The 11,765-nt window shown below is 67.9% G+C and carries 15 protein-coding genes, 1 tRNA gene and 1 pseudogene; 15 read left to right on the forward strand and 2 right to left on the reverse strand.

Features of this window, described 5'->3' with window-relative positions:
• Positions 1-21 precede the first annotated feature (21 nt).
• Positions 22-954: a threonine/serine dehydratase family protein gene (locus A0O31_RS06355; protein WP_071677147.1), complete on the reverse strand. Its 933-nt coding sequence runs from the start codon at positions 952-954 to the stop codon at positions 22-24.
• A 56-nt stretch (positions 955-1,010) separates the two neighbouring features.
• Between A0O31_RS06355 and secG the strand changes: the two genes are divergently transcribed.
• From secG to rsfS, 9 genes are all read left to right on the forward strand, one after another.
• On the forward strand, positions 1,011-1,238 hold the full coding sequence (gene secG / locus A0O31_RS06360; RefSeq protein WP_071677148.1) for a preprotein translocase subunit SecG: 228 nt from the start codon (positions 1,011-1,013) through the stop codon (positions 1,236-1,238).
• 36 nt (positions 1,239-1,274) lie between these two features.
• Positions 1,275-1,350, forward strand: a tRNA-Ala gene (locus A0O31_RS06365).
• Positions 1,351-1,450: 100 nt separating this feature from the next.
• The gene (gene rplU / locus A0O31_RS06370) at positions 1,451-1,756 is read left to right on the forward strand and encodes a 50S ribosomal protein L21 (RefSeq protein WP_071677149.1); all 306 of its coding nucleotides are present in this window, start codon (positions 1,451-1,453) and stop codon (positions 1,754-1,756) included.
• Positions 1,757-1,759: 3 nt separating this feature from the next.
• Positions 1,760-2,017, forward strand: a complete 258-nt coding sequence (gene rpmA, locus A0O31_RS06375) for a 50S ribosomal protein L27 (RefSeq protein ID WP_071677150.1) — start codon at positions 1,760-1,762, stop codon at positions 2,015-2,017.
• A gap of 1 nt (position 2,018) precedes the next feature.
• Complete coding sequence (gene obgE, locus A0O31_RS06380; protein WP_071677151.1) at positions 2,019-3,269, forward strand: GTPase ObgE; 1,251 nt, start codon at positions 2,019-2,021, stop codon at positions 3,267-3,269.
• Between the two features lies 1 nt (position 3,270).
• Positions 3,271-3,831, forward strand: coding sequence for a nicotinate-nucleotide adenylyltransferase (gene nadD, locus A0O31_RS06385; RefSeq protein ID WP_071677152.1), 561 nt, complete (start codon positions 3,271-3,273; stop codon positions 3,829-3,831).
• Entirely contained in the window at positions 3,806-4,363 is a 558-nt protein-coding gene (gene yqeK / locus A0O31_RS06390; protein ID WP_071677153.1) for a bis(5'-nucleosyl)-tetraphosphatase (symmetrical) YqeK, read from the forward strand. Before nadD ends, yqeK begins: the two co-directional genes overlap by 26 nt.
• Positions 4,353-5,450, forward strand: a complete 1,098-nt coding sequence (locus A0O31_RS06395) for an LCP family protein (RefSeq protein ID WP_071677154.1) — start codon at positions 4,353-4,355, stop codon at positions 5,448-5,450. The genes yqeK and A0O31_RS06395 overlap by 11 nt, the downstream gene beginning before the upstream one ends.
• 6 nt (positions 5,451-5,456) lie before the next feature.
• Complete coding sequence (gene rsfS / locus A0O31_RS06400; protein WP_071677155.1) at positions 5,457-5,798, forward strand: ribosome silencing factor; 342 nt, start codon at positions 5,457-5,459, stop codon at positions 5,796-5,798.
• Here rsfS and A0O31_RS06405 read toward each other — a convergent pair whose 3' ends face one another.
• Positions 5,799-6,080 (reverse strand): hypothetical protein, encoded by a 282-nt coding sequence (locus A0O31_RS06405; RefSeq protein ID WP_071677156.1) that lies wholly within the window; start codon positions 6,078-6,080, stop codon positions 5,799-5,801.
• A 21-nt stretch (positions 6,081-6,101) separates the two neighbouring features.
• On the opposite strand from A0O31_RS06405, the gene panC reads away from it, so the two are divergent.
• From panC to A0O31_RS06435, 6 genes and pseudogenes are all read left to right on the forward strand, one after another.
• Positions 6,102-6,932: a pantoate--beta-alanine ligase gene (gene panC, locus A0O31_RS06410; protein WP_071677157.1), complete on the forward strand. Its 831-nt coding sequence runs from the start codon at positions 6,102-6,104 to the stop codon at positions 6,930-6,932.
• Complete coding sequence (locus A0O31_RS06415) at positions 6,929-8,035, forward strand: type IV pilus twitching motility protein PilT (protein ID WP_071677158.1); 1,107 nt, start codon at positions 6,929-6,931, stop codon at positions 8,033-8,035. Before panC ends, A0O31_RS06415 begins: the two co-directional genes overlap by 4 nt.
• Before the next feature lie 52 nt (positions 8,036-8,087).
• Positions 8,088-9,005 (forward strand): class II fructose-1,6-bisphosphate aldolase, encoded by a 918-nt coding sequence (gene fba, locus A0O31_RS06420; RefSeq protein WP_071677159.1) that lies wholly within the window; start codon positions 8,088-8,090, stop codon positions 9,003-9,005.
• Between the two features lie 197 nt (positions 9,006-9,202).
• Positions 9,203-10,476: pseudogene (locus A0O31_RS06425) on the forward strand (thymidine phosphorylase).
• Positions 10,477-10,492: 16 nt separating this feature from the next.
• Positions 10,493-11,392 carry a M23 family metallopeptidase gene (locus A0O31_RS06430; protein WP_071677160.1) on the forward strand — a complete coding sequence of 300 codons (900 nt, stop codon included), beginning with the start codon at positions 10,493-10,495 and terminating at the stop codon, positions 11,390-11,392.
• Positions 11,393-11,402: 10 nt separating this feature from the next.
• The gene (locus tag A0O31_RS06435) at positions 11,403-11,765 is read left to right on the forward strand and encodes a bactofilin family protein (protein ID WP_071677161.1); all 363 of its coding nucleotides are present in this window, start codon (positions 11,403-11,405) and stop codon (positions 11,763-11,765) included.

Raw genomic sequence — 11,765 nt, forward strand, 5'->3', positions numbered from 1 at the left:
GGGTAAGCTTACTCCTCCCTCCTAGGGAGAGAAGTCCCGGTTGCCCCCGGAAAGCACCAGGGCCAGGGTTTCGGGAAGGCTTGCCCCGTGTTCCAACACCGCCGCCAAGGGCAGGGCCCCCGTGGGCTCCACCACCTGCTTCGTGCGGGTGAAGAGGAGGCGTTCGGCCTCGAGGATCGCCTCCTCGCTCACGGCGAAAATGCCGTCCACCTTTTCCCGCAGGATGGGGAAGGTGAAGCGCCCCAGGCTTAGGGTGCGCACCCCGTCCGCCCGGGTCTTGGGAGGCTCGGCCAAACGCACGATCTCCCCCTTGAGGAGGCTTTGCCGGGCGTCGTCCGCTCCCACGGGCTCCACCCCATAGACCCGGGTGGTGGGGGAGAGGGCCTTGATGGCGGTGGCGATGCCGGCGAGGAGCCCACCCCCGCCCACGGGGGCCAGGACCGCCTCGGGGAAAACCCCCCTTTTCCCCGCTTGGGCCCAAAGCTCTAGGCCCACCGTGCCCTGCCCCGCCGCCACCAGGGGGTCGTCAAAGGGGTGGACGAGGGCGTAGCCCGTTTCCTGGAGGAGGGCTTGGGCCACCGCTTCCCGGTTCTCCACCGTGACGCCTCGGTCCACCACCTCGGCCCCGTAGGCCCGGGCTGCCGCCTTCTTGAAGGGGCTTGCGTCCTCGGGCATGACGAGGAGGGCCTTGACCCCGAGGACCCGGGCGGCGTAGGCCACCCCTTGGGCGTGGTTGCCGCTGGAAAGGGCCAGGAGGCCTTTGGGGTTTTCCAGGGTGAGGGCCTTGGAAAGGGCCCCCCGGGCCTTGAAGCTCCCCGTCTTTTGCAGGTGCTCGGCCTTGAGGAGGAGGCGCTTCCCCAGGAGGGCGTCCAGGAGCCTCGAGGTGAGAAGGGGGGTGCGGTGGGTGTAGGGGGCGATGCGGCGGAAGGCGGCGTGGATCGCTGCCAGGTCCATGCCCCCATCATGCCAGGGTGGACACCCCCGCCCAAGGGCGCTAAAGTGGTAGGGGTATGGACTTCCTCTACACCCTAGTCATCCTCCTTTACCTCGGCGTGGCCGGGCTTTTGGTCTACCTGGTCCTGGTGCAGGAGCCCAGGCAGGGGGCGGGGGACCTCATGGGCGCCTCCACCGACCTTTTCTCCGCCCGCGGCGTCACCGGGGGGCTTTACCGCCTCACCGTCGTCCTAGGGGTGGTCTTCGCCGCCTTGGCCCTTTTGATTGGCCTCTGGCCCCGTTGACAACTGGCCCTCCCCCCGGTACCATAGGCGTTGCCTGGGGCCGTGGCGCAGTTGGGAGCGCGCCTCAATGGCATTGAGGAGGTCAGGGGTTCGAATCCCCTCGGCTCCACCAGAAAGCCCCCCGCAAGGGGGGCTTCCGCTTGCGGGAAGCCTCCCGCTTGGGTATAGTGGAAGACCGGTAGGCCCTCTGGGGCTTCGGGAAGGGGAAGGCTATGTTTGCCATCGTCAAGACGGGTGGAAAGCAGTACCGGGTGGAGCCCGGGCTTAAGCTCAGGGTGGAGAAGCTGGCCGCCGAGCCCGGCAGCCAGGTGGAGCTCCCCGTCCTGCTCTTGGGGGGCGAGGGCACGCGGGTAGGGACCCCCTTCGTGGAAGGGGCCAAGGTGGTGGCCGAGGTGCTGGCCCACGGCCGGGGCAAGAAGATCACCATCTCCAAGTTCAAGGCCAAGGTCCAGTACCGGCGCAAGAAGGGGCACCGCCAGCCCTACACCGAGATCCTCATCAAGGAAATCCAGGGGTGAGCCATGGCGCATAAAAAGGGTCTAGGTTCTACCAAAAACGGCCGCGACTCCCAGGCCAAGCGCCTGGGCGTGAAGCGCTACGGCGGCCAGGTGGTGCGGGCGGGCCACATCCTGGTCCGCCAGCGGGGCACCAAGTTCAAGCCCGGAAAGAACGTGGGCATGGGCCGGGACTTCACCCTCTTCGCCCTGGTGGACGGGGTGGTGGAGTTCCAGGACAAGGGGCGTCTAGGCCGGTACGTGCACGTGCGCCCCTTGGCGTAAGGTGTTCCAAGACGTTCTCCTCATCACCGTCGCCGCCGGCAGGGGCGGCGACGGCGCCGTTTCCTTCCGCCGGGAAAAGTTCGTGCCCAAGGGGGGGCCGGACGGCGGGGACGGGGGGCGGGGGGGGAGCGTGTACCTGCGGGCCCGGGGGAGCGTGGACTCCCTTTCCGAGCTCCCCAAGCGCACCTACAAGGCCGAAGACGGGGAGCACGGCAAGGGAAGCGGCCAGCACGGCCGCTCCGGCAGGGACCTTTACATTGAGGTGCCCCGGGGGACCCGGGTCTACGACGCCGACACCGGGGAGCTTCTGGGCGACCTAACCCAGGAAGGGGAGGTCCTCCTGGTGGCCCGGGGCGGGGAAGGGGGGCGGGGGAACGTCCACTTCGTCACCCCCACCCGCCAGGCCCCCCGCTTCGCCGAGGCGGGGGAGGAGGGGGAAAAGCGCCGGCTCCGGCTTGAGCTCATGCTCATCGCCGACGTGGGCCTTGTGGGCTACCCCAACGCCGGCAAGTCCAGCCTCCTTGCGGCCACCACCCGCGCCCACCCCAAGATCGCCCCTTACCCCTTCACCACCCTAAGCCCCAACCTGGGGGTGGTGGAGCTTTCCGAGGAGGCCCGCTTCACCCTGGCGGACATCCCCGGGATCATTGAGGGGGCGAGCCAAGGCCGGGGCTTGGGCCTGGAGTTCCTGCGCCACATCGGCCGCACCCGGGTCCTCCTTTACGTTTTGGACGCCACGGAGGAACCCAGGCGGACCCTCGCCACCTTGCGCCAGGAGGTCGGCGCCTACGACCCCGCCCTCCTCCTCCGCCCGGCCCTCATCGCCTTGAACAAGGTGGACCTCCTTACCCCCAAGGAGGTGGAGGCCAAGGTGGCGGAGCTCCTTCCCGAGGGCCTTCCCGTCCTGCCGGTGAGCGCCCTAACCGGGGAGGGGTTGGACGCCCTAAAGGAAGCCCTTTGGGGCCTGGTTCAGGCCACCCCGGCCCCCGAGCTTCCCAAGCCCGCCTTCCGCCAGGAGGTGCGGGCGGGGGTGGAGGTGGTGCCCGTGGCCGAGGGGGTCTACGAGGTGCGGGCCCCCGAGGTGGAGCGCTACCTGAAGCGGATTAAAGGCGATCTGGCCGAGGCGGCGGGGTATCTGCAGGAAGTCTTCAAGCGCCACGGGGTGGAGGCGGCCCTCCGGGCCAAGGGGGTGCGGGCGGGGGACGTGGTCCGCCTTGGGGGAATGGAGTTTGAGTACATCCCGGAGGGCTAGGGTGCGGATCGGCCTGTTCGGCGGCTCCTTTGACCCCATCCACCTGGGGCACCTCCTCGCCGCCAGCGAGGCGGCGAGCGCCCTGGGCCTGGACCAGGTCCTCTTCGTGGTGGCCGCCCGCCCGCCCCACAAGACCCCCGTGGCCCCTCCCGAGGCCCGGTACGAGATGGTCCTCTTGGCCACGGCGGAGGACCGGAGGTTTGGGGCCTCGAGGCTGGAGCTGGACCGCCCTGGGCCCAGCTACACCGTGGATACCCTGGAGGAAGCCCGGAGGCTTTTCCCCGAGGACGAGCTCTTCTTCATCACCGGGGCTGACGCTTACCGGGACGTCCTCACCTGGAAGGAAGGGCACCGGCTCCACGAGCTCGCCACCCTGGTGGCCGTGGCCCGCCCGGGGTATCCTTTGGAGGCCATGCCCGTGCCCGTGGTGCCCCTTTGGGTGCCGGAGGTGGGCATCTCCAGCACCGAGATCCGGCGGCGCATCCGCCAGGGGCTTTCCGTGCGCTACTGGGTGCCCCGGGCCGTGGAGGTGTACCTTGAAAAGCACGCCCTTTACCGCTGAGCTGGTGGAGAAGGTAAAGCCCTTGGTGCGTCCCGAGCGGTGGGCGCACATCCTGCGGGTGGCGGAGCTCGCCCGGGCCATCGCCGAGCGAAACGGCTTAGACCCCGAGCGGGCCTACCTGGCGGGGCTTCTCCACGACGCCGCCCGGGACCTTCCCTTGGAGGAGCTTGTGCGCCTGGCCCCCCCGGAGAACGAGGTGGAAAAGGCCCACCCCTTGGCCCTCCACGGCCGGGCGGCACGGAGGCTCGCGGAGGCGTGGGGGGTGGAGGACCTCGAGGTCCTGGAGGCCATAGAAGGGCACGTGTACGGGGTACCTCCCGAAAACGCCCTGGGCATGGCCCTCTACGTGGCCGACGTTTCCGAGCCGGGGAGGGGGGTGAACGGGGAGATCCGGGAGCTCGCCCTTTCGGGGAGGCTTTGGGAGGCCTACCGGAAGGCGGTGGTCAACAAGGTGGACTACCTCCAGGGCAAGGGCGTTCCTGTCCATCCCAGGACCCTGGAGGTGTACGAGAGCCTCCGGCATGCGCCCTAGGGTTTCCTTCCTCCTCTTGGCCTTGGCGCTTTTCGCCCTTGGGGGGGTACTCTCCCTGCCCCGCCCCAAGGAGGAAGCGGCGGTGCGCCCCACAAGGGTGGGGGCGTTGCCGGAGATGGGGGTGGTGGTGGCGGCCCGGGACATAGAGTACTGCGGCTACCACACCCCTTGCGGCCCCGGCTCCCGCACGGACACCCTCTTCTACGTTCGCGTAAGGGGCCAGGAGGCCAAGGGGGTGGCCATCCCCCGGGACCTCTATAGCCCCCTGGTGGGGGGCAAGGTGAACGCCGCCTACGGCCGGGGCGGGGCGGAGCTCTTGAAGCGGGCGGTGGCCGAGGCCACGGGGATGGTGGTGGAAAGGCACCTCATCCTCACCCTGGAGAGCGTGGCCCGGGTGGTGGACGCCGTGGGTGGGGTGGAGGTTTATTTGGAAAGGCCCATGCGCTACACCGACCGGGCGGCCAAGCTCTTCATCGACTTCCCCGCGGGCCGCCTCCACCTAAACGGGGAGGAGGCGGTGAAGTACATGCGCTTCCGCCACGATGCCCTGGGGGACTACGCCCGGCTGGACCGCATCAAGGAGGTGTTGGTCCAGGTCTTGCGGAAAGCCCAAGACCCCCGCACCTGGCCCGCCTTAGCCTTGGCCCTGCGGGAGGCCTGGGCCCAGCTGGACACCGACCTTACCCTGGAGGAGGTCCTAGGCCACCTGCCCGCCGTCCAGGGGCTTAAGGTTTCCCTGGCCACCCTGCCCACCCGGGAGGGCCCCGGCACCTTCCTCTACGTGGACGAGGGGGCCCGGGCCCGTTTCCTCGCCGCTTTCTTTGGGGAAACCCCTCCCTTGGCCCCCCCGGACGTGCCGGTGGTGTTGCGGGGAGAGGAGGCGCTTTTGCGCTGGGGGCAGGCCCTTTTGCAAAGGGAAGGGGTGGTGCCAGGCCTAGAGGAGGCGGAGGTGGAGAGGAGCGCCGTCTACACCCGAGACCCCGTGGCTGGGGCTTACTACGCCGAGCTTTTCCACCTCCCCCTCCTCGCTCCCCATAGGCCCCTTTCGGGCGTGGTGGTGGAGTTGGGGAAGGACTTGCTACAATGAGGTTAGATGGTGAAGACCAAGGAGGCGGTAGAGCTGGTCGGACGCATTAAGGACCTTCTTTGGGAAAAAAAGGCGGAGAACGTGGTGGCCCTGGACCTCAGGGCTATTTCCGAGAGCTTGGACTACTTCGTGGTGGCGAGCGCCACCAGCACCCCGCACCTCCAGGCCCTGGAGCGGCACGTTCAGGAGAGGCTGGAGGAGGAGGGTCTACGCCCTAGGCCCACGGAGGGGCAAAGCCCCCGCTGGGTGGTCCTGGACTACGGGGAGGTGGTGGTCCACCTCATGACCCCCGAGGCCCGGGAGTACTACGACCTCGAGGGCTTCTGGGCCGACGCCGAAAGGCTTTAACTACTTGATGCGGGGCGGGGCCAAGGGCCCCATGATGAAGCGCTGGAAGGCCAGGTAAAAGCCCAGGTAGACGAGAAGCTGGAACCAGAAGCTTTCCGCCACCTTAAGCCCCAAGGCCGCCGCCAACAGGATGAGGCTCACCGCCCCCGCCATGACCAAGGTGGTGCGCAGGAACACCCCGGGGAAATACCTTAGGGCCTCGCGGAAGGTCTTGGGCCGGCGTGCCTCCCACTCCTTTAGGGCCTTTTTCTTCAGCTTCTCCTCCCGTTTCCTCTTCCCCACGGGGCAAGTATACTAGCCCCCGTGAACGTGGTCCGCACCGTGGCGGAACTCCGGACGGCCTTGCCCCGGGAAGGGGTGGGCTTCGTGCCCACCATGGGCTACCTTCACGCCGGCCACCTGGCCTTGGTGGAAAGGGCCCGGGCGGAAAACCCCTTCGTGGCGGTCTCCATCTTTGTGAACCCCTTGCAGTTTGGACCCGGGGAGGACTACCACCGCTACCCCCGGGACCTGGAGCGGGACCAGGCCCTTTTGCGGGAAGCGGGGGTCGACCTCCTCTTCGCCCCCAGCGTGGAGGAGATGTACCCTAAGGGCTTTTCCACCCGGCTCCAGGTGGAAGGTCCCCTCACCGCCCTTTGGGAGGGGGAGGTGCGCCCCGGCCACTTCCAAGGGGTGGCCACGGTGGTGGCCCGGCTCTTCCTCCTGGTGGGACCTGGGCGGGCTTATTTTGGCGAGAAGGACTACCAGCAACTCCTCGTGATCCGCAAGATGGTGCGGGATTTGGGCTTTCCCATAGAGGTGGTGGGGGTGCCCACGGTGCGGGAGGAGGACGGTTTGGCCCTCTCCAGCCGCAACGTGTACCTTTCCCCCGAGACCCGCAAGAAGGCCACCGTGCTCTATAGGGCCCTTTCCGCCATGCGGGAGGTGGCCCAGGGGGGTGGAAGCGTGGCCGAGGCCCTGAGGGCGGGAGAGGCGGTTTTGGCGGAGGTGCCCGAGTTTAAGAAGGACTACCTGGCCCTGGTGCACCCCGAAACCCTTCTTCCCCTTTCCGACTGGGTGAAGGGGGCTAGAGGCATCGTGGCCGGGCGTTTTCCCGAGGTGCGGCTTATTGATAACCTGGAGGTCCACCCATGAGCGAGGCCCTTTCCGAGGGGAAGCAAAGCCTCTTGGAGATGCTTAAGGCCATGGTCCAGGCCCGGGCCTCGGACATCCACCTGCAGGCGGGGGCCCCTCCGGTGGTCCGGGTGGACGGGAAGCTTAGGCCCTTTGGCAACCGGCCCCTTACCCCTAAGGACACCGAGGCCATCGTCCGGGCCCTCTTAACCCCTGAGCAGCAGGAGGAGCTGGAGTACCGCAAGGAGATGGACTTCGCCTACACCATCCCCGGGGTGGCCCGCTTCCGCTGTAACCTCCTCAGGCAGCGGGGCAGTTTTGGCCTGGTGATGCGGGTGGTGGCGGAGGTCATCCCCAGCTTTGAGGCCTTGGGCCTGCCCCGGGAGGTTCTGGAAAACCTGGCGGCCAAGGAGCGGGGCCTTATCCTGGTTACCGGGCCCACGGGAAGCGGCAAGAGCACCACCTTAGCGGCCCTCATTGACCACATCAACCTGCACTACGCCAAGAACATCATCACCATTGAGGACCCCATAGAGTTTTTGCACAAGCACAAGAAGAGCCTGGTGGTGCAGCGGGAGGTGGGGCTGGACACGGATAGCTTCTACTCCGGGGTCAAGTATGCCATGCGCCAGGACCCCGACGTGATCCTCATCGGGGAGATGCGGGACAAGGAGACGGTGGAGGCCGCCCTGATGGCCGCCCAGACCGGGCACCTGGTCCTTTCCACCCTCCACACCCTGGACGCCTGGCGCACCATCAACCGCATCATTGAGTTCTTTCCCTTGCACGAGCACCAGCAGGTGCGCATCCTCCTGGCGGAGTCCCTCCTGGGCATCCTCTCCCAGCGCCTCCTGCCCCGGGCGGACGGGCAGGGGCGGGTGCTGGCCCTCGAGATCCTCATCGCCACCCCTTACGTGCGGGAGCTCATCAAGGACGAGGACAAGACGCCCCAGATCAAGGAGGCCATGATGGAAGGGGGCATCCACGGCATGCGTACCTTTGACCAGCACCTGGTGGAGCTCTACACCCAGGGGCTCATCTCCCTGGAGGACGCCCTCTCCGCCGCCACCAGCCCCCACGAGTTCCGCCTCCTCCTCACCAAGGCCACGGGACAGGCCTACTAGGGCTGGTTTCCACGCTTCCACGCCCGGGGTATAATCCCGGGCGGAGGCGTTTATGCTGGTGACGGGACTGGAAATCCTCAAGAAGGCGCGGGCCGAGGGCTACGGGGTGGGGGCCTTCAACACCAACAACATGGAGTTCACCCAGGCCATCCTCGAGGCCGCCGAGGAGCTTAGGAGCCCGGTGATCCTGGCCCTTTCCGAGGGGGCCATGAAGTACGGGGGCCGCGCCCTCACCCAGATGGCGGTGGCCCTGGCCAAGGAGGCGCGGGTGCCCGTGGCCATCCACCTGGACCACGGCTCCAGCTACGAGAGCGTCCTCAAGGCCCTCCGGGAGGGCTTCACCAGCGTCATGATTGACAAGTCCCACGAGGACTTTGAGACGAACGTCCGGGAGACCAGGCGGGTGGTGGAGGCGGCCCACGCCGTGGGGGTCACGGTGGAGGCGGAGCTGGGCCGCCTGGCGGGGATTGAGGAGCACGTGGCCGTGGACGAGAAGGACGCCCTCCTCACCAACCCCGAGGAGGCCCGCCTCTTCATGGAGCGCACCGGGGCCGACTACCTGGCGGTGGCCATCGGCACCAGCCACGGGGCCTACAAGGGGAAGGGCCGCCCCTTCATTGACCACCCCCGCCTGGAGCGCATCGCAAAGCTCGTCCCCGCCCCCCTCGTCCTCCACGGGGCGAGCGCCGTGCCGCCCGAGCTCGTGGAGCGTTTCCGCGCCGCCGGGGGGGAGATCGGGGAGGCGGCGGGCATCCACCCCGAGGACATCAGGAAGGCCATCGCCCTGGGCGTGGCCAAGATCAACACCGACACCGACCTGCGCCTGGCCTTCACCGCCCTCATCCGGGAAACCCTAGGGAAAAGCCCCAAGGAGTTTGACCCAAGGAAGTACCTGGGCCCGGCCCGGGAGGCGGTGAAGGAGGTGGTGAAAAGCCGCATGGAGCTTTTCGGCTCCGTGGGCAAGGCCTAGGGCCTGGCCGCCTGGGGTTTCGGCGAAGCGCCGTGCCAGCCGGGCCACGGCTACGGCGCGCTTTGGCCCTAGGGGGCGCCTTCCGGCAAGCCTCCCTTTCCAAGGGCTCCACGCCTCCTAGGGCCTGGAGGGAGCCCTCGTACTCCGCCAGGCCGAAGCGGTACCGGGGGGTCCTGGCTTTGGCGTAGCATGGGCCCATGAACCCCGTGCTTTTCATCCGCGAGAAGCGGGAAGGAGGGAAGCACCGGGAGGAAGACCTCAAGGCCTTCCTCCTGGGCTACCTGAAGGACGAGGTCCCCGACTACCAGGTGGCCGCCTGGCTCATGGCCGCCTTCCTCCGGGGCCTGGACCGGGAGGAAACCCTTTGGCTCACGGAAACCATGGCCTACTCCGGGAAGGTCCTGGACCTTTCGGGCCTGCCCCACCCCGTGGACAAGCACTCCTCGGGGGGGTGGGGGACAAGGTGAGCCTGGTGGTGGGGCCTATCCTGGCCGCCAGCGGCTGCACCTTCGCCAAGATGTCCGGCCGGGGCCTGGCCCACACCGGGGGGACCATTGACAAGCTGGAGTCCGTGCCCGGCTGGCGGGGGGAGATGACGGAGGCGGAGTTTTTGGAAAGGGCCCGGCGGGTGGGCCTTGTCATCGCCGCCCAAAGCCCCGACCTCGCCCCCCTGGACGGGAAGCTTTACGCCCTTCGCGACGTGACCGCCACCGTGGAGAGCATTCCCCTCATCGCCAGTTCCATCATGAGCAAAAAGCTGGCCGCTGGGGCGCGGAGCATCGTTTTGGACGTGAAGGTGGGCAAGGGGGCCTTCATGAAGACCCTGGAGGAGGCCCGCCTCCTGGCCCGGACCATGGTGGAGATCGGCCAAGGGGCGGGCAGGCGGGTGAAGGCCCTCCTCACCAGCATGGAGGCTCCCTTGGGCCGGGCGGTGGGGAACGCCATAGAGGTGCGGGAGGCCATTTTGGCCCTCCGGGGGGAAGGCCCCGAGGACCTGGTGGGGGTGGCGTTGCGCCTGGCGGAGGAGGCCTTGCGCCTCGAGGGCCTGGACCCCAGCCTCGCCCGAAAGGCCCTGGAAAGCGGGGCCGCTTTGGAAAAGTTCGCGGCCTTCCTCAAGGCCCAAGGGGGGGACCCCAAGGTGGTGGAGGACTTCTCCCTTCTGCCCCTTGGGGAGGAGCTACCCCTTTTGTGCCAGGAGGCCGGGGTGGTGCGGGAGGTGGACGCCTACCGGGTGGGCCTGGCGGTACTGGCCCTGGGGGGTGGGCGGCGCAAGAAGGGCGAGGCCATTGACCACGGGGTGGGGGTTTACCTCCTGAAAAAGCCTGGGGACCGGGTGGCCAAGGGGGAGGCCCTGGCCCTCCTCTACCACCGGGGACAGGGGGTGGAGGAGGCCTTGGACCACCTTCGGCAGGCCTTCGTCTTGGGGGAAACGGCAAGCCCCTTGCCCCTCGTTTTGGAGGCGGTGGGATAGGGTAAACTCTAGCGGGATGAAAAGGCGGCCCGTGCGCTACACCCTCCTTCTCGCCCGAAGCGGTGGGGGGAGCCATGCCTGGAGCCTTCCCGGCTGGGTAGCCCTCCTCCTTTTGGCCTTTTTGGTGCTTTGGAGCGGGGCCAACCTTTATTTCTGGCACCGAGCCAAGGAGGCCCGGGATTTGGAGGCCAGAATGCGCTCCCTGGCCCAGGAGGCCCGGAGGCTTTCCCTGGCCCTGGAGGCGGAAAAGGCCAAAAACGGGGCGCTTTCCCAGGAGGCAGAGCGCACCAAGGCGGAACTGGCAGCCTTAAAAAAGGCCATAGATGAGCTTCGCCGCCGCGCCGGGCTTTCCCCCATCAATGCCCTTCCCGTGCGCTACCAGGAGGGGGGCAAGGGCGGGGGGGCCATGGCGGGGTGGGCGGAGGTGCGGGCCACGGTGTTGGACCTGCAGAACCAACTTCAGGAAATCGTCCCAGCCTTGGAGCGCACCTTGGAGATTGAGGCGAGCCTTCCCCGGGGGCTTCCCTTGCGGGGCTATGGGGGCATCACCTCCTACTTCGGCACCCGCAAGAACCCCTTTGGACCCGGCTGGGAGTTCCACGACGGGTTGGACTTTTCCGCTCCCTACGGGGCGCCGGTCTACGCCCCGGGCGGCGGGGTGGTGGCCCGGGTGGGCTGGATGGGGCCCTATGGCCTTGCCGTCCTCCTGGACCACGCCCAGGGCTACCAGACCCTTTATGGCCACCTCTCCCGTGTCCTGGTGCGGCCTGGGGAACGGGTGGAACGGGGGCAGGTTTTGGGCTACGTGGGCTCCACGGGCCGCTCCACGGGGCCCCACCTGCACTACGGCGTCTACCGCTACGGCGTTCCCGTGGACCCCAGGCCCTACCTTTCCCCCGCTTGGGTGGGCCGGTAAAATGGGGCGGATGCTCGCAAGGAAGCAGAACCCCCTCACCTACCTGGGCCCCGAAACCGAGGTCCTGGGCGACCTCAAGGCCAAGGGCCAGGTGCGTATAGACGGCCTGGTCCGGGGCTCGGTGTACGTGGAAGGGGAACTGGAGGTGGGGCGCACGGGCCGCATAGAGGGGGAGCGCATAGAGGCCCAGGCGGTCCAGATCCACGGGGAGGTTAAGGCCGACATCGTGGCCGGAAAGGTGGCCCTTTCCAAAACGGCCCGCTTTACGGGGAGCGTGCGGGCCCAGGCCTTGGACGTGGAGGCGGGGGCGGTCTTCATCGGCCAGAGCCTGGCTGGGGAAAGCCGGGCCCTCGAGGCCCCCAAGGAGGCGTAG

Source organism: Thermus brockianus (assembly GCF_001880325.1).
Classification (GTDB): Bacteria; Deinococcota; Deinococci; order Deinococcales; family Thermaceae; genus Thermus; species Thermus brockianus.

Excerpts from the sequence above, each read along its gene's own strand:
- A0O31_RS06355 (WP_071677147.1), bottom strand. The coding sequence starts at position 954 with ATGGACCTGGCAGCGATCCACGCCGCCTTCCGCCGCATCGCCCCCTAC.
- secG (WP_071677148.1), top strand. The coding sequence starts at position 1,011 with ATGGACTTCCTCTACACCCTAGTCATCCTCCTTTACCTCGGCGTGGCC.
- rplU (WP_071677149.1), top strand. The coding sequence starts at position 1,451 with ATGTTTGCCATCGTCAAGACGGGTGGAAAGCAGTACCGGGTGGAGCCC.
- rpmA (WP_071677150.1), top strand. The coding sequence starts at position 1,760 with ATGGCGCATAAAAAGGGTCTAGGTTCTACCAAAAACGGCCGCGACTCC.
- A0O31_RS06395 (WP_071677154.1), top strand. The coding sequence starts at position 4,353 with ATGCGCCCTAGGGTTTCCTTCCTCCTCTTGGCCTTGGCGCTTTTCGCC.
- rsfS (WP_071677155.1), top strand. The coding sequence starts at position 5,457 with ATGGTGAAGACCAAGGAGGCGGTAGAGCTGGTCGGACGCATTAAGGAC.
- A0O31_RS06415 (WP_071677158.1), top strand. The coding sequence starts at position 6,929 with ATGAGCGAGGCCCTTTCCGAGGGGAAGCAAAGCCTCTTGGAGATGCTT.
- fba (WP_071677159.1), top strand. The coding sequence starts at position 8,088 with ATGCTGGTGACGGGACTGGAAATCCTCAAGAAGGCGCGGGCCGAGGGC.
- A0O31_RS06430 (WP_071677160.1), top strand. The coding sequence starts at position 10,493 with ATGAAAAGGCGGCCCGTGCGCTACACCCTCCTTCTCGCCCGAAGCGGT.
- A0O31_RS06435 (WP_071677161.1), top strand. The coding sequence starts at position 11,403 with ATGCTCGCAAGGAAGCAGAACCCCCTCACCTACCTGGGCCCCGAAACC.